Origin of the sequence: Dactylosporangium sp. CA-152071, assembly GCF_050936335.1 — a bacterium.
GTDB classification, from domain to species: domain Bacteria; phylum Actinomycetota; class Actinomycetes; order Mycobacteriales; family Micromonosporaceae; genus Dactylosporangium; species Dactylosporangium maewongense.
The window spans coordinates 8557667-8582575 of record NZ_JBNJMZ010000001.1 but is presented as its reverse complement, the minus strand read 5'-3'; the positions used below and the strand labels follow the sequence as shown (position 1 = coordinate 8582575).

25 protein-coding genes and 3 rRNA genes are annotated in these 24909 nt (G+C 69.4%); 17 read left to right on the top strand and 11 right to left on the bottom strand.

Going from position 1 to position 24909, the window contains the following annotated elements; all coding sequences use genetic code 11:
* Window positions 1–347 precede the first annotated feature (347 nt).
* The 5 genes from recN to ACQEVZ_RS38775 all read right to left on the bottom strand — a co-directional run bounded on the left by recN (window position 348) and on the right by ACQEVZ_RS38775 (window position 4870).
* Window positions 348–2105, bottom strand: coding sequence for a DNA repair protein RecN (recN, locus tag ACQEVZ_RS38795; RefSeq protein WP_433377229.1), 1758 nt, complete (start codon window positions 2103–2105; stop codon window positions 348–350).
* Between the two features lie 39 nt (window positions 2106–2144).
* On the bottom strand, window positions 2145–3038 hold the full coding sequence (locus tag ACQEVZ_RS38790; RefSeq protein ID WP_433375906.1) for an NAD kinase: 894 nt from the start codon (window positions 3036–3038) through the stop codon (window positions 2145–2147).
* A 118-nt stretch (window positions 3039–3156) separates the two neighbouring features.
* Entirely contained in the window at window positions 3157–3969 is an 813-nt protein-coding gene (locus ACQEVZ_RS38785; protein ID WP_344513308.1) for a TlyA family RNA methyltransferase, read from the bottom strand.
* Window positions 3969–4127: a hypothetical protein gene (locus ACQEVZ_RS38780; protein WP_344513310.1), complete on the bottom strand. Its 159-nt coding sequence runs from the start codon at window positions 4125–4127 to the stop codon at window positions 3969–3971. The genes ACQEVZ_RS38785 and ACQEVZ_RS38780 overlap by 1 nt, the downstream gene beginning before the upstream one ends.
* A gap of 41 nt (window positions 4128–4168) precedes the next feature.
* Window positions 4169–4870, bottom strand: a complete 702-nt coding sequence (locus tag ACQEVZ_RS38775; RefSeq protein ID WP_433375902.1) for a phasin family protein — start codon at window positions 4868–4870, stop codon at window positions 4169–4171.
* A gap of 126 nt (window positions 4871–4996) precedes the next feature.
* On the opposite strand from ACQEVZ_RS38775, the gene ACQEVZ_RS38770 reads away from it, so the two are divergent.
* Window positions 4997–5335, top strand: a complete 339-nt coding sequence (locus ACQEVZ_RS38770; protein WP_360574158.1) for an SCP2 sterol-binding domain-containing protein — start codon at window positions 4997–4999, stop codon at window positions 5333–5335.
* Window positions 5336–5383: 48 nt separating this feature from the next.
* Here the strand turns inward: ACQEVZ_RS38770 and ACQEVZ_RS38765 are convergent, their stop codons facing one another.
* The 6 genes from ACQEVZ_RS38765 to tyrS form a co-directional block, all read right to left on the bottom strand.
* Window positions 5384–6376, bottom strand: a complete 993-nt coding sequence (locus ACQEVZ_RS38765; protein ID WP_433375898.1) for an HAD-IIA family hydrolase — start codon at window positions 6374–6376, stop codon at window positions 5384–5386.
* Window positions 6369–7406: a hypothetical protein gene (locus ACQEVZ_RS38760; RefSeq protein WP_433377226.1), complete on the bottom strand. Its 1038-nt coding sequence runs from the start codon at window positions 7404–7406 to the stop codon at window positions 6369–6371. The genes ACQEVZ_RS38765 and ACQEVZ_RS38760 overlap by 8 nt, the downstream gene beginning before the upstream one ends.
* A 2281-nt stretch (window positions 7407–9687) precedes the next feature.
* Window positions 9688–9804: ribosomal RNA gene (gene rrf, locus ACQEVZ_RS38755) — 5S ribosomal RNA — on the bottom strand.
* Window positions 9805–9913: 109 nt separating this feature from the next.
* A 23S ribosomal RNA gene (locus ACQEVZ_RS38750) occupies window positions 9914–13031 on the bottom strand.
* Window positions 13032–13384: 353 nt separating this feature from the next.
* Window positions 13385–14900, bottom strand: a 16S ribosomal RNA gene (locus ACQEVZ_RS38745).
* Together the 16S, 23S and 5S rRNA genes form the textbook arrangement of a ribosomal RNA operon.
* A gap of 672 nt (window positions 14901–15572) precedes the next feature.
* Window positions 15573–16841: a tyrosine--tRNA ligase gene (gene tyrS, locus ACQEVZ_RS38740; RefSeq protein WP_344503639.1), complete on the bottom strand. Its 1269-nt coding sequence runs from the start codon at window positions 16839–16841 to the stop codon at window positions 15573–15575.
* A 108-nt stretch (window positions 16842–16949) separates the two neighbouring features.
* Between tyrS and ACQEVZ_RS38735 the strand changes: the two genes are divergently transcribed.
* From ACQEVZ_RS38735 to ACQEVZ_RS38660, 16 genes are all read left to right on the top strand, one after another.
* Window positions 16950–17270, top strand: coding sequence for an antibiotic biosynthesis monooxygenase family protein (locus tag ACQEVZ_RS38735; RefSeq protein WP_344503638.1), 321 nt, complete (start codon window positions 16950–16952; stop codon window positions 17268–17270).
* 3 nt (window positions 17271–17273) lie between these two features.
* Window positions 17274–17405 (top strand): hypothetical protein, encoded by a 132-nt coding sequence (locus ACQEVZ_RS38730; protein ID WP_433375894.1) that lies wholly within the window; start codon window positions 17274–17276, stop codon window positions 17403–17405.
* Window positions 17406–17432: 27 nt separating this feature from the next.
* On the top strand, window positions 17433–18917 hold the full coding sequence (locus ACQEVZ_RS38725; protein ID WP_433375891.1) for a recombinase family protein: 1485 nt from the start codon (window positions 17433–17435) through the stop codon (window positions 18915–18917).
* Between the two features lie 484 nt (window positions 18918–19401).
* Window positions 19402–19554, top strand: a complete 153-nt coding sequence (locus ACQEVZ_RS38720; protein ID WP_433375888.1) for a hypothetical protein — start codon at window positions 19402–19404, stop codon at window positions 19552–19554.
* A 187-nt stretch (window positions 19555–19741) separates the two neighbouring features.
* Window positions 19742–19948, top strand: coding sequence for a hypothetical protein (locus ACQEVZ_RS38715; RefSeq protein WP_433375885.1), 207 nt, complete (start codon window positions 19742–19744; stop codon window positions 19946–19948).
* Between the two features lie 755 nt (window positions 19949–20703).
* Window positions 20704–20868, top strand: coding sequence for a hypothetical protein (locus tag ACQEVZ_RS38710; protein WP_433375883.1), 165 nt, complete (start codon window positions 20704–20706; stop codon window positions 20866–20868).
* Window positions 20865–21062 (top strand): hypothetical protein, encoded by a 198-nt coding sequence (locus ACQEVZ_RS38705; protein ID WP_433375879.1) that lies wholly within the window; start codon window positions 20865–20867, stop codon window positions 21060–21062. The genes ACQEVZ_RS38710 and ACQEVZ_RS38705 overlap by 4 nt, the downstream gene beginning before the upstream one ends.
* Complete coding sequence (locus ACQEVZ_RS38700) at window positions 21059–21313, top strand: hypothetical protein (RefSeq protein ID WP_433375876.1); 255 nt, start codon at window positions 21059–21061, stop codon at window positions 21311–21313. The genes ACQEVZ_RS38705 and ACQEVZ_RS38700 overlap by 4 nt, the downstream gene beginning before the upstream one ends.
* Window positions 21310–21795: a helix-turn-helix domain-containing protein gene (locus ACQEVZ_RS38695; protein WP_433375873.1), complete on the top strand. Its 486-nt coding sequence runs from the start codon at window positions 21310–21312 to the stop codon at window positions 21793–21795. The genes ACQEVZ_RS38700 and ACQEVZ_RS38695 overlap by 4 nt, the downstream gene beginning before the upstream one ends.
* A complete protein-coding gene (locus ACQEVZ_RS38690; RefSeq protein WP_433375870.1) occupies window positions 21795–22166 on the top strand; it encodes a hypothetical protein in 372 nt (123 codons plus the stop codon). Before ACQEVZ_RS38695 ends, ACQEVZ_RS38690 begins: the two co-directional genes overlap by 1 nt.
* Window positions 22163–22594 (top strand): helix-turn-helix domain-containing protein, encoded by a 432-nt coding sequence (locus tag ACQEVZ_RS38685; protein ID WP_433375867.1) that lies wholly within the window; start codon window positions 22163–22165, stop codon window positions 22592–22594. Before ACQEVZ_RS38690 ends, ACQEVZ_RS38685 begins: the two co-directional genes overlap by 4 nt.
* Window positions 22578–22790: a hypothetical protein gene (locus tag ACQEVZ_RS38680; RefSeq protein ID WP_433375864.1), complete on the top strand. Its 213-nt coding sequence runs from the start codon at window positions 22578–22580 to the stop codon at window positions 22788–22790. Before ACQEVZ_RS38685 ends, ACQEVZ_RS38680 begins: the two co-directional genes overlap by 17 nt.
* A complete protein-coding gene (locus ACQEVZ_RS38675; RefSeq protein ID WP_433375861.1) occupies window positions 22787–23488 on the top strand; it encodes a hypothetical protein in 702 nt (233 codons plus the stop codon). Before ACQEVZ_RS38680 ends, ACQEVZ_RS38675 begins: the two co-directional genes overlap by 4 nt.
* Entirely contained in the window at window positions 23485–23895 is a 411-nt protein-coding gene (locus ACQEVZ_RS38670; RefSeq protein WP_433375858.1) for a helix-turn-helix domain-containing protein, read from the top strand. Before ACQEVZ_RS38675 ends, ACQEVZ_RS38670 begins: the two co-directional genes overlap by 4 nt.
* The gene (locus ACQEVZ_RS38665) at window positions 23892–24629 is read left to right on the top strand and encodes a hypothetical protein (protein WP_433375855.1); all 738 of its coding nucleotides are present in this window, start codon (window positions 23892–23894) and stop codon (window positions 24627–24629) included. Before ACQEVZ_RS38670 ends, ACQEVZ_RS38665 begins: the two co-directional genes overlap by 4 nt.
* Entirely contained in the window at window positions 24626–24907 is a 282-nt protein-coding gene (locus ACQEVZ_RS38660; RefSeq protein ID WP_433375852.1) for a hypothetical protein, read from the top strand. Before ACQEVZ_RS38665 ends, ACQEVZ_RS38660 begins: the two co-directional genes overlap by 4 nt.
* The last annotated feature ends 2 nt before the right edge of the window (window positions 24908–24909 follow it).

The following is a 24909-nucleotide window of genomic DNA, read 5'->3' as shown; positions in this document are numbered from 1 at the left end:
GAACCCTCATGATCCGGTAAAGAATTTGCCGCCAGAGCAACCACAACTCTTCCGGATCACGGAAACCAGCCCGACCACCGAGCCACAACCAGGGACAACCTCACCACCCGCAGACAGCGGCGCCCGGGGCACTTCTCAGACCGGCGGACACCGGCACCAACCACATGATCCGGAAGAGAAAATGTCGCCAGGGCGACCACAAGTCTTCCGGATCACGGGAGGCGGCCTGACGCTGAGCTGCGACCGGACTTCCGGATCGGAGCCGGGCCGGAGGCCGAGCGGTGGGGCAGCGTCACCGCCCGCGGGCTGGGTGGCCGGCGGGCGGTGACGGCAGGGTCAGGGTGCGGTCAGGGGTTGGACTTCTCGCGGTCGGCGACCGACAGGAGCTCCTCCGCGTGTGCGATGCCCAGGTCGGAGTCGGGCAGGCCGGCCAGCATGCGGGCGAGCTCCCGAGCCCGGTCGGTGTGCTCGACGACGCGGACGCCGCTGGTGGTGACGGCGCCGCCGGTGTCCTTGGCGACGACGAGGTGCCGGTCGGCGAACGCGGCCACCTGCGGCAGGTGGGTCACGACGAGGACCTGGTGGTCGCGGGCGAGGCGGGCGAGGCGCTTGCCGATCTCGACCGCCGCGGTGCCGCCGACGCCCGCGTCGACCTCGTCGAAGACCAGGGTGGGCGGGCCGCCGACGCCGGCGAAGACGACCTCGATGGCCAGCATGACGCGGGAGAGCTCGCCGCCGGAGGCGCCCTTCTGCAGCGGCTGGGCGGGGGCGCCGGGGTGCGGCAGGAGACGCAGCTCGATGTCGTCGGCGCCGTCGGGGCCGACGCCGGCCTCGGTGCCGTCGGCGGTGGGGACGGTCGCTCCGCCGCCGGCGGGCTTGGGGGCGACGACGATGTGGATGCGGGCGTGCGGCATGGCGAGGCCGGCCAGCTCGACGGTGACGTCGGCGGCGAACCTGCCGGCCGCCTCCTGGCGGGCCGCGGACAGGGTCGCGGCGAGGTCGGCGACCTCACCGTGCAGCCGGCGGCGCTCCCGGTCGAGCTCCTCGAGCAGCTCGTCGGACGTGTCGAGCTCGCCGAGCTTGGTGCGGGCGCGGTCGGCCCAGGCGACGACGCCGTCGACGTCCTCCGCGTACTTGCGGGTGAGAGCGCGCAGCGCCGCGCGGCGCTCGTAGACCTCCTGGAGGCGTCCGGGGTCGGCGTCCAGGGAGGCGAGATAGCTGCCGAGCTCCGTCGTCACGTCACCCGCGAGGGTGGCGACCTCGTCGAGGCGGGCGGCGAGCTCGCCGAGGACCCGGTCGACGCCGGTCTGCGCCTCGAGGGTGCGCCGGGCCGTGGACAGCAGGCTCAGCACGTCGACGACGTCGTCACCGTCGCCGGTGCCGGTCAGGGAGACGTGGGCGAGCTGGGCGGCGCTGCGCAGGCCCTCGACGTGCTCGAGCCGCTGGGCCTCCTCGCGCAGCAGCTCGTCCTCGCCGGGCTGCGGGTCGACCCGGCTGATCTCGTCGAGGCCGAGCCGGAGCAGGTCCGCTTCCTGGCTGCGCTGCCTCGCGTTGGCCCGGCGGTCGGCGAGGTCGTCCTCGACCGCGCGCCAGCGCGTGTACAGCTCGGCGAAGCGCCCCAGCAGCTTCTCGTGCTCAGCCCCCGCGTAGCGGTCCAGGGCGGCGCGCTGCTCGGACGGTCGCAGCAGGCGCAGCTGGTCGGACTGGCCGTGCAGGGCGAACACGCGCTCGCCGACCTCGCCGAGGACCGCGACGGGCACGGTGCGCCCGCCGACGTGCGCACGCGAGCGGCCCTCGGCCGTCAGGGTGCGGCTCATCAGCAGGGTGCCGTCGTCGTCGACCTCGGCGCCGGCGTCGACGATGCGGCTCTCGACCGCCGCGCGCAGGTGCACGGGCAGCGTGAGCCGGCCGTCGACGGTGGCACGGCCAGGGTCGGCGCGGACCCGGCCCGCGTCGGCGCGTCCGCCGAACAGCAGGCCGAGGCTGGTCACGACCATGGTCTTTCCCGCGCCTGTCTCGCCGGTGATGACGGTCAGGCCCGGGCCAAGGGGCAGTGTGGCGTCTTCGATAACGCCGAGTCCGGTAATGCGGAGTTCCTCCAGCACAAGCAGAGACACTAGCCGCGGGGTACGACACTTCTCCACTCAGCCGTGCCGTTTGTTGTGTCTCCAACCGTCGACCGGCAGGGCGAACTTCGCCACGAGGCGGTCGGTGAACGGTCGCTCACGCAGCCGGACCACCCGGACGGGGAGCGCGCCGCGCCGCACGGTGACCGTCGATCCCGGCGCGAGGTCCATGACCCGCCGGCCGTCGCAGGACAGCAGGGAGAAGCTGGTGAACGGTTCGACGTTCACGGTGATCGTCGAGGTCGGCGCGATGACGAGCGGCCGGCTGAAGAGGGCGTGCGCGCTGATCGGCACCAGCAGCAGCGCCTCCAGCTCCGGCCACACGACCGGGCCGCCGGCGGAGAACGCGTACGCCGTCGAGCCCGTCGGCGTGGCGCACACCACGCCGTCGCAGCCGTAGCGGGACAGGGGCCGGCCGTCGACCTCGACGAGCAGCTCCAGCATCTTCTCGCGCGCGCCCTTCTCGACCGTCACCTCGTTGAGCGCCCACGAGGAGCCGACCGGCCGCCCGTCGTGCTCGGCGAAGACGTCGATCGTGAGGCGTTCGTCGACGGTGTACGTCCGCTCGACGACCTCCCGGACAGCCTTGTCGACGTCACCGATCTCGGCCTCGGCGAGGAACCCGACCTTGCCCAGGTTGATGCCGAGCAGGGGCGCCTTCGCCGGCCGGGCCAGCTCGGCGGCGCGGAGCAGGGTGCCGTCGCCGCCGAGCGCGAACACGATCTCCACGCCCTGCGCGGCGGCCTCGCCGCTGACCGGGACGGCGCGCGGGATGTCGAGCTCGCCGGCCTCCTCGGCGAGGACGCGGACCGTGAACCCGTTGTCGAGCAGGTCCGCGGCCACCGTCCGGGCGTGCTCGTTGTTGCTGCGTTTCCCCGTGTGGGTGACGAGCAGCGCCTCCCTGGCGCTCATGCCCGCCCTCCGCTACGCTCCGGACCGCTCAGGCCACCGCCTCCGCTGCGCTCCGGCGCCAGCCTGAGCCAAACCACTGCGCCTCTGGTTCGCAGCCCTCCGCTACGCTCCGGACCGCTCACGGAACCAATCCTTCCAGGGAGGCGGAGGCCGCCTCGTACACCGCGGCACGGGACACGGCGGGAGCGTCGCGGCGCAGCCAGAGAAAGAACTCGACGTTGCCGGACGGTCCGGGCAGCGGGCTGACCGTCACCCCCGCGACGCCGAGGCCGAGCTCCGCGGCGACGGCGGCCACGTCCAGCACCGCCTCCGCGCGCAGCGCCGGGTCCCGCACGACGCCGCCCTCCCCGACCCGTTCCTTGCCGACCTCGAACTGCGGTTTCACCATCGGTACCAGATCCCCGTCGGCCGACGTGCAGGCGGCGAGGGCGGCGAGGACGAGCCGCAGCGAGATGAACGACAGGTCGGCCACGGTCAGGTCGACGGGCCCGCCGATGACGTCCGGTGTGAGGGTGCGCACGTTCGTGCGTTCGATCACCGTCACCCGCTCGTCAGTGCGCAGGGACCAGGCGATCTGACCGTATCCGACGTCCACGGCCGCGACGGAGGCCGCGCCCCGGCGCAGCAGCACGTCGGTGAAGCCGCCGGTGGACGCTCCCGCGTCAAGACACCGCCGCCCTTGTACCGGGAGTGCCTCGAACGCCGTGAGCGCCCCGGCCAGCTTGTGGCCGCCCCGCGACACGTACTCGTCGCCGACGGGCGAGGCGAGGACGTTGACGGGGTCGGCCGGGTCGACCTGGGCGGCCGCCTTGCCGGCCACGACGCCGCGCACCTCGACGCGCCCCTCGGCGATCAACGCGGCCGCCTGCTCCCTCGACCGGGCCAGGCCGCGGCGCACCAGCTCGGCATCGAGTCGTGTCCGCCGCGCCATCACCGTTCCTCGATCGTGCCCAACGTCTCCTGCAGCGTGCGGTGGGCGTCGGCGTACACCGCGACCTGACGCTGCAACGGCAGCGACGCTACCCCGTTGAGTGCCTCGACCGCCGCCTCGACCCGCCCGAGCGCCGCGGCACCGGGCGGACCCGGCATCGGGCCTGGACCGGGAACGGGGGCTGGACCAGGAGTGATGCTCACGAGGACGACGCCCGCTTCCGGGGAGAGGTCTTCTTCACAGGCGCCACATCCGACGCTTCGGCGATCTTCTCGACCGCGGCCTTCGTCGCCGCCTTCTTCGCCGGGGCAGACTTCTTGACGGGCGCCTTGACGGGCGCCGCCGGCGCCTCAGCCTGCGTGGGAGCGGCCTTCGTGGCCGCCGTCCTGCGCGCCGGGGCCGTCTTCGCCGGCGCGGTCTTCGCCGGCGCGGTGGCCGTCTTCTTGGCGACGACCCGCTTCGCGACCGTCTTCTTCGCCGCCGGTGCGGCGGCCTCCGGCTCGACGGCCTCGGCACCGACCGGCAGCGCCGGCTCCGGCTCGACCGGCGACAGCTCGATCGGCGAGGTGGTGGCCGGCGCCGCGGGTGCCGGCTTCACGGCGGCCGCCTTCAGCTTCGCCTCCAGCTCGTGCACGCGGTTCGTCAGCGCCGAGACCTCTTCCGCCGTGGCGAGGCCGACGGCGCCCAGGGCGCGGTCCAGCTCGTACCGGACGAGCTTGGTCATCGCCTCACGGTTGGCCGTGCCGGCCTTCAGCAGGTCCTCCGCCATCACCTGCAGCTGCTCCGCGGTCGCGCCGCTCCTGCCGACCAGCCTGCGGACCGTCTTGGTCGCCTTCTTGGTCGTCGCCTCGGTCATGCCGTAGGCCAGTTCCAGATATGCCCGCCAGGCTTCCTGAGCCATGGTTGCGCCTCTCCTCCAAGTGGTGTACCGCTGTTCACGCTACCGGGCGGTCCGTGACGCCGTACGGTACGGTCACAATCCAAGTGTCCGCATTGGACATTTAGATGCACGGAAACGGGGGGAAACATGGCCACGGTCGAGGAATGCCGCGCCGCGTTGCAGAAGCTCGGGGCGAAGCTCGCTGAGAACGCCGCCGAGGCCCGCGAGAAGCTGGACTTCGACCGCTCCCTCGCCTGCCGTGTCACGGACCTGAACGTGGCGTTTCACGGACAGCTGAAGGACGGGCAGATCACCGGCCTGACCGACGGCGACGACCCCCGCGCGAAGATCAAGCTCACCGCGACGAGCGACGACCTGGTCGCCCTCGTCAACGGTGAGCTCAACGTCATGCAGGCCTGGACCAGCGGCCGCATCAAGATCGACGCGGGCGTGTTCGACCTGCTGAAGCTGCGGAAGCTGCTCTAGCGCGCGGCCGGAGCGTCATCCACCCGCCAGAGCCTCATCCGCTCGCGGTCAGAGCCTCATCCACTCCAGCGCCGCCGAGGCGGCCTCGCCCTTCGCCGTGATGGGCCGGACCTCACCCGCCGCCCACGCGACCGCGCACAGCGCCATCAGCGCGTCCACCCGCCGCCCGTCGCCGGCCAGCACCCAGCGGTCGCCGAGGTCGTCGACGCGCCACTGGTTCGTCCCGGCCTCCGGCGGCGTCTCGAACAGCCCCGCCAGGTCCTCCGCGACGAACGTGGGCCGCCGCTCGACCGGTGCCGCGAGCAGCTCGGCGGCGTCGCTGACCCCGGTGAGGACGAGCAGGCTGTCCATGCCCGCCCGGTATGCGCCCTCGATGTCGGTGTCGAGCCGGTCGCCGACGACGATCGGGTGTGCCGCCGCCCGCTCCCGCGCCGCCTCCAGGAACAGCGTCGGGTCGGGCTTGCCGACGATCGTGTCCGGCTGCCGCCCGAGGGCCGTGGCGAGCGCCACGACCAGCGAGCCGTTCCCGGGCAGCGGCCCGCGCGGCGACGGCAGCGTCTTGTCGGCGTTCGTCGCGATCCACGTCGCGCCGGCCCGGATGGCGACCGACGCGTCGGCGAGGTCCCGCATGGCGACGTCCGGCCCGTACCCCTGCACGACCACCTTGGCCTCGTAAGGGTCGGTGACCGGCCGGAGCCCGACGGCCCTGACCTCCTCCTGCAGCGCCGGCGCCCCGAGGATCAGCACCGGTGTCCCGGCCGCGAACCGCTCGGCGAGCAGCAGCGCCGTCGCGTGCGCGGACGTGACGACCTCCCGCACGTCGGCGGGGATGCCGATGCGCGTCAGCAACGCCGCGACGTCGCCGGGCAGCCGCGAGGCGTTGTTCGTGGCGTACGCGCTGGGAATCCCCCGCTCGCGCAGCCTCGCACACGCCTCCGCGGCGCCCGGGATGACCTGGTCGACGAGGTACAGGACCCCGTCGAGGTCGAAGATGACCAGGTCGTAGTGGCTGACGAGGTCTTCGCTCGCCTGCTCAGCCACGAGTCGTCCCACTGTCGTCGTTGTCGGCGTCGGTACGGCCGGCGCCCGTCTCGGTCCCGCGGTCGTCGACCGTGGGTCCGTCGGTGTCGCGGTCGTCCTCGTCGTCCGGCTCCCCGTCGCCGTCGACGTCGTCGTCCACGTCATCCGGGTCCTGGTCCTCGGCGTCTACGTCGTCCTCGTCCTCGTAGTCGCCGTCGCGGTCGTCGTCCTCGTCGTCGTCATCGTCGTAGTCGTCTTCGTCGTCGCGGTCGTCTTCGTCGTCGCGGTCCGCGTCTTCGTCGTCGTCCTCGTCGTCATCGTCGTCGTAGTCGTCTTCGTCGTCGTAGTCGTCTTCGTCGCGGTCGTCTTCGTCGTCGCGGTCGTCGTCCTCGTCGCGGTCGTCCGCGTCGTCCTCGTCCTCGGCGCTGTCGTCGGCGAGGGCGCGCTCGTCGTCCTCGTCGTCGTCCTCGTCGCCGTCCAGGACGATGCCGTCGAGCTCCAGGAGCCGCTCAGCCGCGTCGGTGGCGAGGTCCTCGTCGAGGTCGGCGGCGCGCGCGAACCACTCGCGGGCCTCTTCCCGGCGACCGGCACGCAGGAGGGCGTCGGCGTACGCGTACCGCAGCCGAGCCGCCCACACCGCCTCGGGTGCCGACGTCAGCTCACGCACCTGCAGCATCGCCACGGCGGCGTCATGCTGCCCCATGTCGCCGCGCGCACCGGCGGCGACGATCAGCAGCTCGACGATCTCCTCGGCGGTGAGCTTCTCCCGGTCCGCGGTCCGGAACAGGTCGATCGCCTTCTCCGGCCGCCCCAGCGCCCGCTCGCAGTCGGCGATGACCGCGATGTGGGTCTGCCGGCCGGTCATCCGGTGGTACGTCCGCAGCTCACCGAGCGCCGTCTGCCACTCCCCGGCGTGGTACGCGGCGAGACCGGCGGCCTCACGTACCACGGCGATGCGCGACGCCTTCCGCCGTGCGACGAGCGCGTGGGCGAGCGCCAGCTCCGGGTCGTCGTCGAGCAGCTGCCCCGTCGCGATGAGCCGGCGGGCCACCTCCTCCGCGACGGGCCGGGCCAGCGAGCTCAGCTCGCTGCGCACCTCACGGTCCAGCTCCGCCGGGTCGATGTCGTCGGCGAGCACCGGGTCCGCGACGCGGCTGACGGTCTCCTCGCCCTCGATCTCCTCGGCGACGAAGCCCGGGTCGCTCTGCCGCGGCCGGTAGCCGCCTGCGTCGTCGCGCCGCAGCCCCTCGGGCCGCTGGAAGCCGGCACCACGCCCGCCGGAGTCCCGGTCGCGGAACCCACCGCCACGCGGACCACCGTCGCGCTGCCCGGGCCGGTCGCCGCGGTCGCGCCGCGGGCCGCCCCGGTCGTCCCGGAAGTTCCCGGGCCGGTCGCCGTGGCCACCGGAACGCTGCCCGTCACGGTCCCGGAACCCACCGGAACCCGCAGGGCGGTCACCCCGGTCGCGGAACCCACCGGTGCCACGGTCGTCCCGATCCCGGAACCCACCGCCACGAGGACCACCGTCGCGGTCACGGAACCCGCCCGGCCGGTCGCCGCGCGGCCCGCCGTCACGGTCCCGGAACCCGCTCGGCCGGTCGCCGCGGGGAGCACCGTCGCGGTCGCGGAACCCGCCGGGCCGGTCGCCGCGGGGGGCACCACCGTCGCGGTCCCGGAAGCCACCGGGCCGCTCACCGCGGTCGCGGTACGCCGGCCGGTCGCCGTCACGATCCCTGAACCCACCACGAGGACCACCGTCACGCGGTCCACCGTCGCGGAACGACGGACGGTCCCCTCGCGCGGCGTTGTCCCGGAACGGCGGCCGGTCGCCGCGGGGTCCACCCTCGCGGTCGCGGAACCCGCCCGGCCGGTCGCCACGGTCACCGCGCGGCCCGCCGTCGCGGTCACGGAACCCACCGCCACGCGGCCCGCCGTCACGCGACCCGTCCCGGTCGCGGAAGCCACCCTGCCGGTCGCCGTCACGGAACCCGGGCCGGTCGCCACGAGGACCACCATCACGGTCACGGAAGCCACCGGCGCGATCGCCACGAGGACCACCGTCACGGTCACGGAACCCGCCCGACTGGCCGTCGCGGTCGCGGAAGCCACCGGGACGGTCGCCACGAGGACCACCGTCGCGGTCGCGGAACCCACCCGGCCGGTCGCCGCGCGGTCCGCCGTCACGGTCACGGAAGCCGCCGGACCCGCCGGCACGGTCGCCGCGCGGTCCGCCGTCCCGGTCGCGGAACCCGCCCGGCCGGTCGCCGCGCGGCCCGCCGTCACGGTCCCGGAAGCCGCCCGGCCGGTCACCGCGGTCGCCACGAGGACCACCGTCACGGTCGCGGAAGCCGCCCGGCCGGTCACCGCGGTCGCCCCGCGGTCCGCCGTCACGGTCACGGAACCCACCGGGCCTGTCCCCACGCGACGCACCGTCGCGGAACCCTGGCCGGTCACCACGGTCACCGCGCGGTCCGCCGTCCCGGTCGCGGAACCCGCCCGGCCGGTCGCCGCGCGGTCCGCCGTCACGGTCCCGGAAGCCGCCGGACCCGCCGGCGCGGTCACCACGGGGAGCGCCGTCGCGGAAGCCGCCCTGTCCACCGTCGCGGTCGCGGAACCCACCGGAACGCTCACCGTCACGGAATCCCGGCCGGTCACCACCGGAGCGATAGCCGCCGGGACCACCCGAGCGGAACCCGCCCTGCCGGTCACCACGGTCGCCACGGGGCCCACCGCCGCCTTCCCGGTCGCGGAACCCGCCGGAGCGGTCGCCGCCCTCGCGCGGCCGGAAGCCACCGGAGCGCTCACCGTCGCGGTACCCGGGCCGGTCGCCGCCGCGGAAGCCGCCGGAGCCGCCCTCGCCGCCGGAGCGGTAGCCGCCGCCGGAGCGCTCGCCGCCGGCCGGACGGTCACCGGAGCGGTAACCACCCGATCCGCCGGAGCCGGCGCGATTGCCGTCACGGGATCCGCCGGTACGGTCACCGGAGCGGTATCCGCCGCCGCCGGAGCCACCGTCGCGGTCGCGGAAGCCACCGCCACGCGGCCCGCCGTCACGGTCGCGGAAGCCGCCGGAGCGGTCCTGACCTGCGCGGGGTCCGCCGTCGCGGGGCGTACGGGAGCTCGAGGCCGACCCGCGGTCGCGGTCGGCGCCGGTCCAACGTGGTTTGCGGTCGCCGGAAGCGGGGCGCTCGCCCCGGTCCTGCCCGCTGTTGTCGCGGTCGTGGGGTCCTGCAGTCACGACTTCATCCTTCCCGACCGGGGTGCACCGCATGCGCTCGACCCGGTAAACGAATTAAGGGCCGCCCCAGGAAAGGGCGGCCCTTAATCGAAAATTTGTCCGGCGGCGTCCTACTCTCCCACACTCTCTCGGGTGCAGTACCATCGGCGCTGGAGGGCTTAGCTTCCGGGTTCGGAATGGGACCGGGCGTTTCCCCTCCGCTATGGCCGCCGTAACTCTATGAACCTGTCAACCACCGCACACCCCAATCTCTGTCGGGGGTGCGTTCTGGTGTTGGTTCAGAATCACACAGTGGATGCGTTGTCTTCACAGCTTTTGTGTATGAGGTCAAGTCCTCGGCCTATTAGTACCGGTCAGCTCAAACCTGTTACCAGGCTTCCACTTCCGGCCTATCAACCCAGTGGTCTAACTGGGGGCCTTAACCCTCAAGGGGTGGGATACCTCATCTCGAAGCGAGCTTCCCGCTTAGATGCTTTCAGCGGTTATCCCTTCCGAACGTAGCCAACCAGCCGTGCTCTTGGCAGAACAACTGGCACACCAGAGGTTCGTCCGTCCCGGTCCTCTCGTACTAGGGACAGCCCTTCTCAAGTATCCTACGCGCGCGGCGGATAGGGACCGAACTGTCTCACGACGTTCTAAACCCAGCTCGCGTACCGCTTTAATGGGCGAACAGCCCAACCCTTGGGACCTACTCCAGCCCCAGGATGCGACGAGCCGACATCGAGGTGCCAAACCATCCCGTCGATATGGACTCTTGGGGAAGATCAGCCTGTTATCCCCGGGGTACCTTTTATCCGTTGAGCGACACCGCTTCCACCTGCCAGTGCCGGATCACTAGTCCCGACTTTCGTCCCTGCTCGACCTGTCAGTCTCACAGTCAAGCCCCCTTGTGCACTTGCACTCAACACCTGATTGCCAACCAGGCTGAGGGAACCTTTGGGCGCCTCCGTTACATTTTAGGAGGCAACCGCCCCAGTTAAACTACCCACCAGACACTGTCCCTGAACCGGATCACGGTCCGAAGTTAGATACCCAAATCCAACAGAGTGGTATTTCAAGCTTGCCTCCACAACCACTGGCGTGGCCGCTTCACCGGCTCCCACCTATCCTACACAATCGAATTCGAGTACCAATGTCAAGCTATAGTGAAGGTCCCGGGGTCTTTCCGTCCTGCCGCGCGTAACGAGCATCTTTACTCGTAGTGCAATTTCGCCGGGCCTGTGGTTGAGACAGTGGGGAAGTCGTTACGCCATTCGTGCAGGTCGGAACTTACCCGACAAGGAATTTCGCTACCTTAGGATGGTTATAGTTACCACCGCCGTTTACTGGCGCTTAAGTTCTCCGCTTCGCCCCGAAGGACTAACAGGTCCCCTTAACGTTCCAGCACCGGGCAGGCGTCAGTCCATATACATCGTCTTACGACTTAGCATGGACCTGTGTTTTTAGTAAACAGTCGCTTCCCCCTGGTCTCTGCGGCCACCAACCGCTCCACCAGCACGTGGTCTCACCATCGGTGGCCCCCCTTCTCCCGAAGTTACGGGGGCAATTTGCCGAGTTCCTTAACCACAGTTCGCCCGATCGCCTCGGTATTCTCTACCTGACCACCTGTGTCGGTTTGGGGTACGGGCCGCTCGAAACTCGCTAGAGGCTTTTCTCGGCAGCATGGGATCACTGACTTCGCCTGAAACGGCTCCGCTTCACGTCTCACCCTCAAGCAGTGCGGATTTGCCTACACTGCGGGCTACACGCTTGCCCCGGCACAACCACCGGCCGGGTCCAGCTACCCTCCTGCGTCACCCCATCGCTTGCCTACTACCCCACAAGTTCCCAACATCAACCCATCCACCCGAAGGCTTCAAGGAATCCGGAGGTTAGTACATGAAGGTTCAGCATGGACGCTTCTACGCGGGTACGGGAATATCAACCCGTTATCCATCGACTACGCCTCTCGGCCTCGCCTTAGGCCCCGACTCACCCAGGGCGGATTAGCCTGGCCCTGGAACCCTTGGTCATCCGGCGGCAGGGTTTCTCACCCTGCTTTCGCTACTCATGCCTGCATTCTCACTCGCGTCACCTCCACGGCTGGATCACTCCGCCGCTTCACCGGTGACACGACGCTCCCCTACCCATCCACACACCTGGACCCTCATCCGAAGAATCAGGCCGGGTTATCATGTGAATGCCACAGCTTCGGCGGTGTGCTTGAGCCCCGCTACATTGTCGGCGCGGAACCACTTGACCAGTGAGCTATTACGCACTCTTTCAAGGGTGGCTGCTTCTAAGCCAACCTCCTGGTTGTCTATGCGACCCCACATCCTTTACCACTTAGCACACGCTTAGGGGCCTTAGCTGGTGATCTGGGCTGTTTCCCTCTCGACTACGAAGCTTATCCCCCGCAGTCTCACTGCCACGCTCTCACTTACCGGCATTCGGAGTTTAGTTGACTTCAGTAAGCTTGTAGGCCCCCTAGGCCATCCAGTGCTCTACCTCCGGCAAGAAACACGTGACGCTGCACCTAAATGCATTTCGGGGAGAACCAGCTATCACGGAGTTTGATTGGCCTTTCACCCCTAACCACAGGTCATCCCCCAACTTTTCAACGTTGGTGGGTTCGGCCCTCCACGCGGTCTTACCCGCGCTTCAGCCTGCCCATGGCTAGATCACTCCGCTTCGGGTCTAGGACACGCGACTGAACGCCCTGTTCAGACTCGCTTTCGCTACGGCTCCCCCACACGGGTTAACCTCGCCACGTATCACTAACTCGCAGGCTCATTCTTCAAAAGGCACGCCGTCACCCCCACCAAACGGTGGGACGCTCCGACGGATTGTAGGCGCACGGTTTCAGGTACTATTTCACTCCCCTCCCGGGGTACTTTTCACCTTTCCCTCACGGTACTAGTCCGCTATCGGTCACCAGGGAGTATTTAGGCTTACCAGGTGGTCCTGGCAGATTCACGGCAGATTACAGGAGTCCGCCGCTACTCGGGAACACACCAACACAGACCCGCGATTTTCGCCTACCGGACTCTCACCGTCTACGGTGCCGCTTTCCAGCGGACTTCGACTAACCACGAATTTTCTGACTGTGCAACCAGATGGCAGCCTGGTTCAGACATGTCCCACAACCCCGCACACGCAACCCCTGCCAGGTATCACACGTGCACGGTTTAGCCTCATCCGCTTTCGCTCGCCACTACTCACGGAATCACAATTGTTTTCTCTTCCTGCGGGTACTGAGATGTTTCACTTCCCCGCGTTCCCTCTACCCGCCCTATGTGTTCAGGCGGGAGTGACACCACATGACTGGTGCCGGGTTCCCCCATTCGGACACCCTGGGATCACAGCTCGGTTGACAGCTCCCCCAGGCCTATCGCGGCCTCCCACGTCCTTCATCGGCTCCTGGTGCCAAGGCATCCACCGTACGCCCTCAGCAACTTGACCACAAAAAAGCTATAAAGATGCTCGCATCCACTGTGCAATTCTCAACCAACACCAAACCCACACCTCTTTATCAGCCACAACCTCGCCGGCTACGCCGACCGGTTTTGCGACAGATGTGGATCTCGTCTGAAAACAACCCCGCTCACGCGCTGATTGTTTCAGGACCCAACAGGGTGCCTGTGTGACCTCCCAACCGCATCCAATCGCCGTTCCACGCCCACAAGTGAGCAGTACTAGGACACATGAACCGTTGTCAGGAAGTCTTCGCCAGTGTCTCCGCCATATGAGCACCCTGTCGACACATTCGGTCGACCATGGGCTCCTGTCACCTTTCGGTGAAGGTTGCTCCTTAGAAAGGAGGTGATCCAGCCGCACCTTCCGGTACGGCTACCTTGTTACGACTTCGTCCCAATCGCCAGTCCCACCTTCGACGGCTCCCTCCACAAGGGTTGGGCCACCGGCTTCGGGTGTTACCGACTTTCGTGACGTGACGGGCGGTGTGTACAAGGCCCGGGAACGTATTCACCGCAGCGTTGCTGATCTGCGATTACTAGCGACTCCGACTTCACGGGGTCGAGTTGCAGACCCCGATCCGAACTGAGACCGGCTTTTTGGGATTCGCTCCACCTTACGGTATCGCAGCCCTTTGTACCGGCCATTGTAGCATGCGTGAAGCCCTGGACATAAGGGGCATGATGACTTGACGTCATCCCCACCTTCCTCCGAGTTGACCCCGGCAGTCTTCGATGAGTCCCCGGCATAACCCGCTGGCAACATCGAACAAGGGTTGCGCTCGTTGCGGGACTTAACCCAACATCTCACGACACGAGCTGACGACAGCCATGCACCACCTGTGAACGCCCCCGAAGGACACAACATCTCTGCTGCTTTAGCGCCCATGTCAAACCCAGGTAAGGTTCTTCGCGTTGCATCGAATTAATCCGCATGCTCCGCCGCTTGTGCGGGCCCCCGTCAATTCCTTTGAGTTTTAGCCTTGCGGCCGTACTCCCCAGGCGGGGCGCTTAATGCGTTAGCTGCGGCACAGAGAACCGGAGAGGCCCCCCACACCTAGCGCCCAACGTTTACAGCGTGGACTACCAGGGTATCTAATCCTGTTCGCTCCCCACGCTTTCGCTCCTCAGCGTCAGTATCGGCCCAGAGACCCGCCTTCGCCACCGGTGTTCCTCCTGATATCTGCGCATTTCACCGCTACACCAGGAATTCCAGTCTCCCCTACCGAACTCAAGCCTGCCCGTATCAGCTGCAAGCCCACAGTTGAGCTGCGGGTTTTCACAGCTGACGCAACAAGCCGCCTACGAGCTCTTTACGCCCAATAAATCCGGACAACGCTCGCGCCCTACGTCTTACCGCGGCTGCTGGCACGTAGTTGGCCGGCGCTTCTTCTCCAGGTACCGTCACTTGCGCTTCGTCCCTGTCGAAAGAGGTTTACAACCCGAAGGCCTTCATCCCTCACGCGGCGTCGCTGCATCAGGCTTCCGCCCATTGTGCAATATTCCCCACTGCTGCCTCCCGTAGGAGTCTGGGCCGTGTCTCAGTCCCAGTGTGGCCGGTCGCCCTCTCAGGCCGGCTACCCGTCGTCGCCTTGGTAGGCCATCACCCCACCAACAAGCTGATAGGCCGCGAGCCCATCCCAGGCCGAAAAACTTTCCACACCCCACGATGCCGCGGAGAATGAATATCCGGTATTAGCCCCCGTTTCCGAGGGTTATCCCAAAGCCTAGGGCAGGTTACTCACGTGTTACTCACCCGTTCGCCGCTCGAGTACCCCGAAGGGCCTTTCCGCTCGACTTGCATGTGTTAAGCACGCCGCCAGCGTTCGTCCTGAGCCAGGATCAAACTCTCCAACAAAATCTGGAAAATCAGTCCTAGCAACAAACAATCGTTTGTCACCAAAGGAATCCTCGGACACGACAACAAAGCCATGTCACGGGGTCAATCAATTGGCACTGGCTTAACAAGCACCCTGTTGAGTTCTCAAACAACCAACACACACCGCAGACCCTGACCGCGATCCGGTCCCGATCTCCCGGGGCATTTTCCTACCGTTCTACCCTAGCATCTCCGTTTTGCGGTGTCAAGTCCGGCTCGCCGTACTTTGTCCCGTTTCGCGGACACACAACTACTCTTCCGGTAACCCGGTCGAGTGTCGTATGGTTTCGGCAGGACGTCCGCTGCGGCTCGTGTGAGCGACCCGCGTGCCTCGTCCGTGTCCCTGCCGGGGTAAAACCTTACCCGCTCCGCGTCCCGCATCCAAATCGACCGTGTCGACTGGATGTCGTCCGCCTTACGGGCACGACCTTCGGCCGGTCACCCGGTCTCTGGCCGATCAAGCTTTCGGTAGGCCGTCCGACGCGTCTCGCGCGCCGCCCGTTTCCCTGCCGGTCATCTACGTTACCCCGGCTTCCGATCTCCACCAAATCGATCACTCGTTTGGTGGTGAGCGGGGCCCGGTCGTGCAGAGCGCCACCAGGCAGGTGCCCCGTGGCGCTCGCAAAAGCTACGTGGAACGCAGCGACAGAGTCAAATCGCGCCGAGCTCGACGCCGGCGAACGTCCGCTTCCCCTTGCGCAGCACCAGCAGCCCGCCGGCCAGCGCACGGTCCGCGGCGACGACCTCCTCCGCGTCGCTCACCCGCTCGTTGTTCACGTACGCGCCGCCCTCTGAGACCGTCCTGCGTGCCTCGTTGCGGCTGCTCACGAGGCCCGCGGCGATGAAGAGGTCCGCCACGGACGTCCCGGGCGCCGCCCGTACCAAACCTGCCTCCGCCAACGCGGCGCGCAGTGTCGACGCGGAAAGGGTCGCGAGCTCGCCACGGCCGAAGAGCGCCTGCGACGCGGCGATCACCTGCTCGGTCTCGTGCGCCCCGTGCACGATCCGGGTGACCTCCTCGGCCAGCTTGCGCTGCCCCAGCCGGGCCGCGGGCCGGTCCGCCGTCTCCTTCTCCAACACCTCGATCTCCTCCCTGGACAGGAACGTCAGGCGGCGCAGCAGCCCGCCCACGATCGAGTCCTCGAGGTTCACGAGGTACTGGAACAGCGCGTACGGCGAGGTCATCGACGCATCCATCCACAGGCTTCCGCCGCCGGTGGACTTGCCGAGCTTCTCCCCCGCGCTGTTGGTCAGCAGCGGCGTCGCCAGCAGGTGGACCGACTGTCCCTCGATCCGCCGGATGAGGTCGGTCCCGGCGGTCAGGTTGCCCCACTGGTCGCTGCCGCCCGTCTGCAGGCGGCACCCGTACCGGCGGAACAACTCCAGGAAGTCCATGCCTTGCAGGATCTGGTAGCTGAACTCCGTGTAGCTGATCCCCGCGTCGGAGTTGAGCCGCGCGCTGACGGCGTCCTTGGTCAGCATCTTGTTGACCCGGAAGTACTTGCCGATGTCGCGCAGGAAGTCGATCGCCGACATCGGCGCGGTCCAGTCCAGGTTGTTGACCATGGTCGCCGCGTTGTCACCGGTGAAGTCCAGGTAGGGCTGGATCTGTCCGCGGATCTTGTCCACCCACTCCGCGACCTGGTCACGCGAGTGCAGCTGCCGCTCGGCGGTCGGCCGCGGGTCGCCGATGAGGCCGGTGGCGCCGCCGACCAGCGCGAGGGGACGATGGCCGGCCAGTTGGAGGCGGCGCATCGTCAGCACCTGGAGCAGGTGCCCGATGTGCAGGCTCGGCGCGGTGGGGTCGAAGCCGCAGTAATAGGTCAGCGGCCCCTTCGCCATCTCGGCGCGCAACTCGTCGAGGTCCGTCGAGAGCGCGATCAGGCCCCGCCACTGCAGATCATCAAGCACATCGGTCACGTCGCGATTCTCGCACCCGCCCCCGGACGCCTCCCACCGCATTGTCGACGGCGTCGACCCCTCGCTGGTGGGGAAGAAGTGTCGGTGGGGGTCGCTAGTGTGGTTGGCATGGCGGTTGTGAAGATCAACGCGATCGAGGTTCCTGAAGGTGCGGGCCCTGAGCTGGAGCGCCGGTTCGGTGCGCGGCACGGTGCCGTGGAGGGGTCGAAGGGGTTCCTGGGCTTCGAGCTGCTGCGCCCGGTGGCCGGCGAGACCCGCTACTTCGTCTACACACGGTGGGAGACCGAGGAGGACTTCCAGGCGTGGGTGAAGGGCCCCGCGATGGAGGCGCACTCGGGTGAGCGGGCCAAGCCGGTGGCGTCCGGGGCGAGCCTGCTGGAGTTCGAGGTCGTGCAGAGCACCGGCCCGGCACCGGCAGCCGAGGGCTGACCTGTGGAGCGCTTCGTCCTGTTCCCCGGCCGACACCACCTGCTGACCAGGTTCCAGGCCGGCTACCTGCGCGAGTTCGCCGCCCCGACGGATGAGGACGGGCGCACGGTCGTGTGGGCGGTGACGAGAGACTAGGACCGTAACCCTGTAACGTGCCAGGGCGTGACGCTCCCTACGTTCCAGACTGCTCGCGCCGGGCTCTACAGCCGGCAGTCCAAGGACAAGAGCAAGAGCCTTGCTGAGCAGGTCGCCGAGTGCACCGCGGACATTGAGGCCGAGGGCTGGACGATCGGCGAGAACGGGCGCTACTCCGACGGTGTCTCCGCATCCCGGTTCTCACGCAAGGCGCGGCCAGACTGGGATCGCCTCCTGTCCGACGTCGACGCCGGGCAGCTCGACGTGCTCGTGCTGTGGGAGAGCAGCCGCGGGGACCGCGACGCCGAAACGTGGCTGGGACTGCTGCGTCGATGCCGGGAACGCAGGGTACTCATCCGAGTGACGAGCCACGAGCGGACCTACGACCCGGCGAGGGCACGGGACTGGAAGGCCCTCGCCGAGGATGGTCTGGACAGCCACTACGAGTCCGAGAAGACCTCACTACGACTGCGCCGGGCAACCGCAGCGGCCGCCGCCGCGGGCCTGCCGCACGGCAAGGTCACCTACGGCTACGTACGCCGCTACGACCCCGTGACGAAGAAGCTGGTCGAGCAGGTCCCACATCCCGACCAGGCGGCGATCGTTGTCGAGATCACCAGCAGGGTCGGTCACGGTCACCCGATCGTCACCATCGTCGACGACCTCAACGCCCGCGAGGTGCCAGCACCCGCCGGCGGCAACTGGACCCGCAAGACGGTCAAGAGCATCGCCACGTCCCCGACGTACCGCGGCAAGCGCGTGCACGCCGGCGAGACCTACGACGCGATCTGGTCGCCGCTCGTCGACGATCTCGCACACCTCGCGGCGCGCCGTGTGCTCGAGGACCCGCGACGCAAGACGACCCGGCCCGGACGCCAAAAGTGGCTGCTGTCGTATCTCGCCATGTGCGGTGTCTGCGGTGGGACGGTGACCCGGATCCCGATGCGCGACAGCCTGACCCGACCCGACCGCTACCAGTGCGGCCGCGGCTGCACCGGCATCCAGGCCGCGGGCCTCGACGAGTTCGTCAGCGAGATCGTGTGCCGGCGCCTGGCCGCACCGGACGGCATCGACCTCAGTCACGCCGACGATGCGGAGGTGCTCGCCGCACGTACGGAGGCGAGCGAGCTGCAGGCGCGCCTGGATGCGTGGCGGGACAGCGGGGCACGTGGCGAGACGTCGCCGGCGAGTCTTGCCCGCATCGAGGCCGACCTCATCGTGCAGATCAGGGCGGCTCAGCGACGCGAGGTCTCTGCGACGACCCCGCCGGCTCTTGTCAGGCTGCTCGACGGCGCTGCCGAGGTCCTTGACGACGACGAACGGTACGCGGAGATCCGGCGTCGGTTCGATGCCGAACCGGTCGCGGTCCGGCGGGAGGTCATCACGTTTCTTGCCGAGGTTCGGGTGGCCCGGGCCGAGCAGAGCGGCCTGCATGGCTTCAACCCGTTGCGTCTGGCCGGCTCGCAGTGGGTCGGCGACGAGCAAACGTGGGGCGATCACTGGGCCGAGTGATCTCGCGCGCCGTTGATCGACAAGTCCGAACACGCGTGCTAGATTCGCTAGCAACAAATCCTTGCACCCGAGCGAGCAGGCTCAGGTGGGGTCAGGGTGTGTTGGAGCTGCGAGTACCCTCGCCAGCAGTCAGGGCCGGTTTCCGCTTGCCAGACTAGCTGACCGGAAGGCCACGGCGTTCAACGTCTCACAGAGGCGCGCGACCGGCGGAGATGACGGAGCAACCCCCTGCACGTGTCCATTCCGTGCAGGGAAGGCATCACCCCTTGGCTACATCGCTGTCCCCACGCCTTCGGCAGGCCCGCGCTCGCGTGGCCGCCAATCGTCGGCATCACCCAGACCGACCTGAGTTGTGCGAGGACGACCTACGCGCGCTGAAGGTAGACGCCACCGAGCGCTACATCCGCGATCTCCTCACGACCCCGCCAGCGCTGACGCCCGATGAGCGCCGGCGCCTGGCCGCGCTGCTCAATGAGGCCGCGGCATGAGGTCGGTCGCCGAGCTGATCGCCCGCGCCGTGGCCGCCGCGCCGCCGCTGACCGACGAGCAGCGCGCACGCCTCACCGTGCTCCTGTCGCCGCCCACCAAGGCTGTCCGCCGTCCGGACGCTGGCGAAACGCAGCGGGTGGCAGCGTAGATGTTCCAGACGCGACGAAGCGGCCCCCGGCAGGGCCGCCCCGACACCAACACATCCGCAGACACCAGGGTAAGCCCCGGTTCCGACAACGGGGACCAGGCCGCCGCCGGCGACTTCTGGCGTGACATCGGCATGCACCTCGGCGTTGCCGAACGCGATCGGCTCGCGTCGGACCCGGTGACCAGCCATGGCTGACGTCGAGTACCGCGTCCAGTGGCGCCGGGTCGACTGGTCGCCGTCGTCGGCGACCAAGACCCGCACATTCGCCCGTGAGCGTGACGCTCGCGCGTTCGCCGACCGTCTTGGTGACCACCGACGCGCAGGGCTCTCCCCCGCGGTCGTCACCGTCTCGCACCGGCCGGTCGGCGCCTGGACGAGGGGCTGGCCGCAGTGAGCTACCAGCTCGTCGCCGAGGTTCTCTTCCACGCTCCGCCGGAGCTCACAGCGGCCGAGCGCCTGGTGCTCGTCGTGCTGGCGGAGCGGATGCGGTACCGGCGCCCCTGGTGGGTCAACACGCCCACCCTCACCCAGTGCACCGGCCTGACTGAGAACGGGCTGCGGAAGGCGTTGCAGCGGCTCGCCGACCACGGCCTGGACGTCCGGGTTCCCCTCGGCACCGACAAGGCGGGGCGGCCGTACTACAGCGTGCGCGGCAAGTCCCCGCGCTACCTGCTGCCGGAGCTCAAGCCGCCGCTCGACTGCGAGTGCGACGCGTGCACGAAGGTGCAGGCCGACGAAGGCGGTACTGAGGTACCGCCTAGCGCGAACTGGACAGATGGGAGTGGTTCGCCGGAAGGCAGTACCTCAGTACCGCCTTCCGGCGACGGGGATGTTGCGTCGGCTGATACACGCAACACCCGTCCCGAAGGCGGTACTCCAGGCCAACTGCCAGACCCTGTGGGCCAATCGCGGAGCCTGAGAGGCTCGGTATCTGACCCTGTGGTACCGCCCAAGCCTTCCGTGCCCCCAGCCGGAAGGCGGGACCACGTGCGTTCGCCTGGAGGCTCACACACGGTCCCGCAAGATCAAAGACGGGCGGGGAGCGGTCCGCGTAAGAGCGCAGCCCCAAAACAGCCGCTGACCGCGGCTGGACTGGCCGCGAAGCTTCGCGGCCCCGTCGACGACCAGGCCGCCAGCGCCGGGCCGCCGATGAGTGCCGAGGATGCCAAGGCGCAACTCCGCGCCCTCGGCATCGGCCGGCGCCGCGCGGAAACGTCGCACTGGAAGGTCGGCACTGCACCGGTCGGCGAACCCAACCCGCACTACGACCCCACCGCCCTCGCCCGCCTCGCACAGGAGGCCGAGAGCGCATGACCGAGATTGCCGACTGGGACGCCATCGTGGCCGAGCGCCTCGCCGCGCAGCGTGCCGAGCACGACCGGCGGCAGGCAGCCAAGCGCGCCACCCGCGCCGAGTTCGCCGCCGCCCGCACAGCCGGCCTACGGCAACGCCACACCGCCAAACTCGCCCGCACCCAGCAGACCACCCCACCACAGGACAACCCATGAGCGACGACATCGACCCGATCGCCCGACTCGCCTACGCAGAGGGCACCTCACCCATCGACTGGGCAATCAACCTGGCCTTCTGGCAGATCGAAGTCCGAACGGACGTGGTAGCCAGCCGCCAGCGAGACCCCAACGCGTACCCCAGCTACCACCTGGCACTCGACGACCAGGCAGTAGCCCGCCGCATCATCGGCAACCTCCTCGACGCCGGATGGACACCGCCAGACACCCCCACACAGGACACCCCATGACCCCGCACCACGCCCCGGCCCCGGTTCCTGCCCCGCGCGCGTCAGGTGCGCCCGTTGGACCGGCAACCCCCGGTGCCCGGGTACAGCCCGGCCCGACCGAACAGGCCCGGCTCCGCGCCTCCCTCGGTGCCGTTCTTCGCCGTGAGCGGGCCCGCGCGTCCCTGTCGCAGCGTCGCCTTGCCGCCCTGGCCGGCTGCCACGCCCGCACGGTCGAGCGGCTGGAGGTCGGCCAGCTGCGCCCGACCACGGCGCTCCTGGCGGCCCTGGCGCACGCCCTGGTCGTGCCCGCCGGCTACAGCCCCGCCGGTCGCCGTACCGCCGTGCTGGAGGTCGCCGCGCTCCTGGAAGGCGCCGCCGGCGCCTCCCTGGTCGTGTCCACCGACGGCGGGGAGCGCCGCCGCCGGCGCCGGCTACGCAAGGCCCGCCTCGCCGCCAACGCCGCGGCGTTGCCCGCCCTGCGGGCCCGGCACGGGCGGACGTGATGGCCGGGCGCCGCCACACCCGGGAGCGTCAGGCGACCCCGGCGGAGCAGGCCGCGTACGAGCGCGCGGCCGAGCTGCTGCGCGCGGCCGTCACGGCACCCGCTGGCGAGCGTCAGGCCGCCGTGTGGCGGGCGCGGCAGGTCGTCGACCGGATCCGCGACCCCGGCAACCTCTCCAACGTCCCCGGGCGCGAGCTCCACGCCGTCCTCTGCGACCGGTACCCGGCCCTCGTCGGCGACGATCAGGACCACGACGCCGGAGGCTCAAGTCGGTACGGCCGTGCCGAGATCATCGGAGGCCGAAGTCCGTCAGCGAGCGACGGACTTCGGGACCGGGACGTCGACCAGGACGACGACCACGAGCCCAGGTGACCCACCAGCACGCCGCCCCTGGACCTGTTGAGCTGGTCGACGGGTCCGTCGTCGTGCCGCCACACCTCGCCGGCGCCGTGCGTCGCATCCTCGTCCGCGACCTCGCCCAGCACATCCGCACGGATGGCGGCGCGCCCACCGCAGACGTCCGCAACCTCGTCTACGCCTTCGCCCGCGCCGAGCACCACCACGACCAGGACGCCGCCGGTTTCGCTACCGAAACCCCACCGGCCGCAACGCCGAAGCTGGAGATCAGCACCGCTGCCGCAGCAGCACTCCTGGAGTGCAGCGCGCAGCACGTGCGCTCGCTGGTCCGGTCCGGCCGAATCCTTGGCCGTAGGGCTGGACAGCGGGCATGGCTCATCGACCGCGCCTCGCTCGACGCCTGGCGCTACCGGAAGGACCCACCCCATGCCCACACTCCATGAGGCCATCGCGGCCAAGATGGCCGCCAGCGCCGTTGACGACCCGGAACAGCTCACCCGCGTTGCCGAGCTGGCCAAGACCAACCCCACCGCGTACGCCGACCTGCCCGCCGGCCTCCGGGCCCGCGCCGCCCTGCACGCCACCACCCCGCACGCCACCACCCCGCCGCCAGCTGAGGCGGAAGGCGACCAGCAGTGACCGCAAACGAAGCCGCCGCGGCGGCCGGCCGCAAACAGATCGAGACGGCCGAGGAAGACCACCGCCAGACCGCAGCGTTCCTCGCCGCCCTTGAAGAGCGGGTCCGCGCCGGCGACCCCGACATCAAGCCCGCCGAGCTGCGCGACGCCCAAGACCTCGTCGGCTACGCCGCCCTGCGGGTCGACGCAGCGAAGCGCAACGCCGAACAGCTCGAAACCGGGGCCCGGCACGCCCTGTACGCCACGCTGGGCGCCGAAGCCCGCACCCTGGACCTCACCGAAGACCCGGCGATCCTCGACGCGTTCACCGAGGCGGTAGCGGCACTGCGCCGAGTTGCCACGCGCGCCGGCCAACGGTCGACGAAGATCCGCGACCTCGCCCGCCGAGCGATCGCCACCGTCGACCTCGCCGACCAGCACGGCGAGCGCGAGCAGCTGCGCGCGGCCGGGCTGCACAACGCCGGCCACGACGGCGCCGGCCAGGCCGTCGTCACCGTCATCGACCAGGACGGGGCCGGCCGATTCCTGACCGACGTCCAGGCGCACCACATCGTTGCCGCGGCCCTCGCCAGCGCCGGCCTGCCGGACACGGCCGCCTCGGACACGGTCAACCCGGCCGCCTCGCTGACCATCGCGGCGCGAGTCCTTCCGGCCCTGGCCACCACCGACACACCCGACGCCGCCGGTCATCAGTCGTGAGCACCATCCCTGGCGACGTCGCCCGGCTGCTCCGCCCCGACGGGTCGGTGCTGGTACCTGGCGACGTCGCCGGGGAGTTGCTCGCCGCCGCTGTACGCGACCTGACGGCCCGCGCACGCCGCGATGGTCTGCTGGTGTCCGCCCGCGCGCAACGCATCCTCCTGGCGCTGCACGAGGCCGCCGAACGCCACGAACAGACCAGTACCGCCGCCGGTACCGAACCCGTCGCACCCGCGACAGTGGCGGGCAGGGTCGCAGCCGCCCAGGCGGCCGGCCTGCTCGGCTGCACGGAGTCTTACGTGCGGCGCCTGTGCCGGGCAGGCCGGCTCGCCGGGGAGCGCGTCGGGCCCGTGTGGCTCGTCGACACCGAGAGCCTGGACGCCTACCGCTACCGGAGGACCACATGACCACCACCACAGACGGCCCCGACGTCGAGCACGTCACCGACGCCGACGTCGCCAAGGCCGAACGCGAAGCCGCCGAAGCCGCCCAGCTCGTCGACGCGCTCGAGGAACGGGTACGCGACGGCGACCAGGACGTCACGCCCGCCCACATCGCCGCCCAGCGGGACCTGGCGCACTTCGCCCAGCTGCGCGCCGAAGCCACCCGCCGCAACGCCGACCGGGCCAAAGCCGCCGCACACGCACAGGCCCTCGCCGACCTGCGCGCCCAGATCCTCGCCGACGTCAACGGGGGCGGGCAGGGCCTCGCCGCGGTCGCCCAGGCCCTCGACAGCGTCGACCGGGCCATCACCAAGTTCCTCACCACCGCCCGGCAGCACAACGCCTGGCACGCGCAGACCCGCGACCGGCTACGGGACCTGTGCAACACGCTGCCGAGCGACCGCGGCGAGGACGCAGAGTCTGGGTTGGCGTTCGCTGACCGGCTGTCCCACAACGAGCCGGCCGTCATCGTCGTTGACGACCAGCCGATCGAGGAAGTCGGTGAGGGAGACCTGCTTGCCGCATCGGTCTACCAGGCGGTCGCGCAGCATGGTGGCCTGCCGCACGGCGGCGCAGGCGTCCGCGTCGACAGCATGCTCAGCATGGGGCTGACGAACCCGGCCGAGTGGTACGCCCGCAAGCGGTCGCGTCTGGCCGAGCTGGCTGCCGCGGCGAAGGCCCGTAGGAGCACCCGATGACCAACCCGAGGCAGACCCTGGCCGCCGGCTACGCGGCCAGCACCCCACCCGACCCCGCCCGGCAGAGCGTCGCCCGGACGTGGCGACCCGACCTCGACATGGAGGCCCTCGCCAAGCTCTGCATCGACGACCCCAACGGGTTCGCCACCCTGCCCGCCCAGCACCGGATGGCCCTGGGCATGTACGAGCAGGCGAAGGCCGCCGCTGAAACCGCCGGCATCGACACCTTCGCCGCCGTCCTCAACGCGCAGGCCGGCAGGCAGCAGGGGCAGGGCTGACC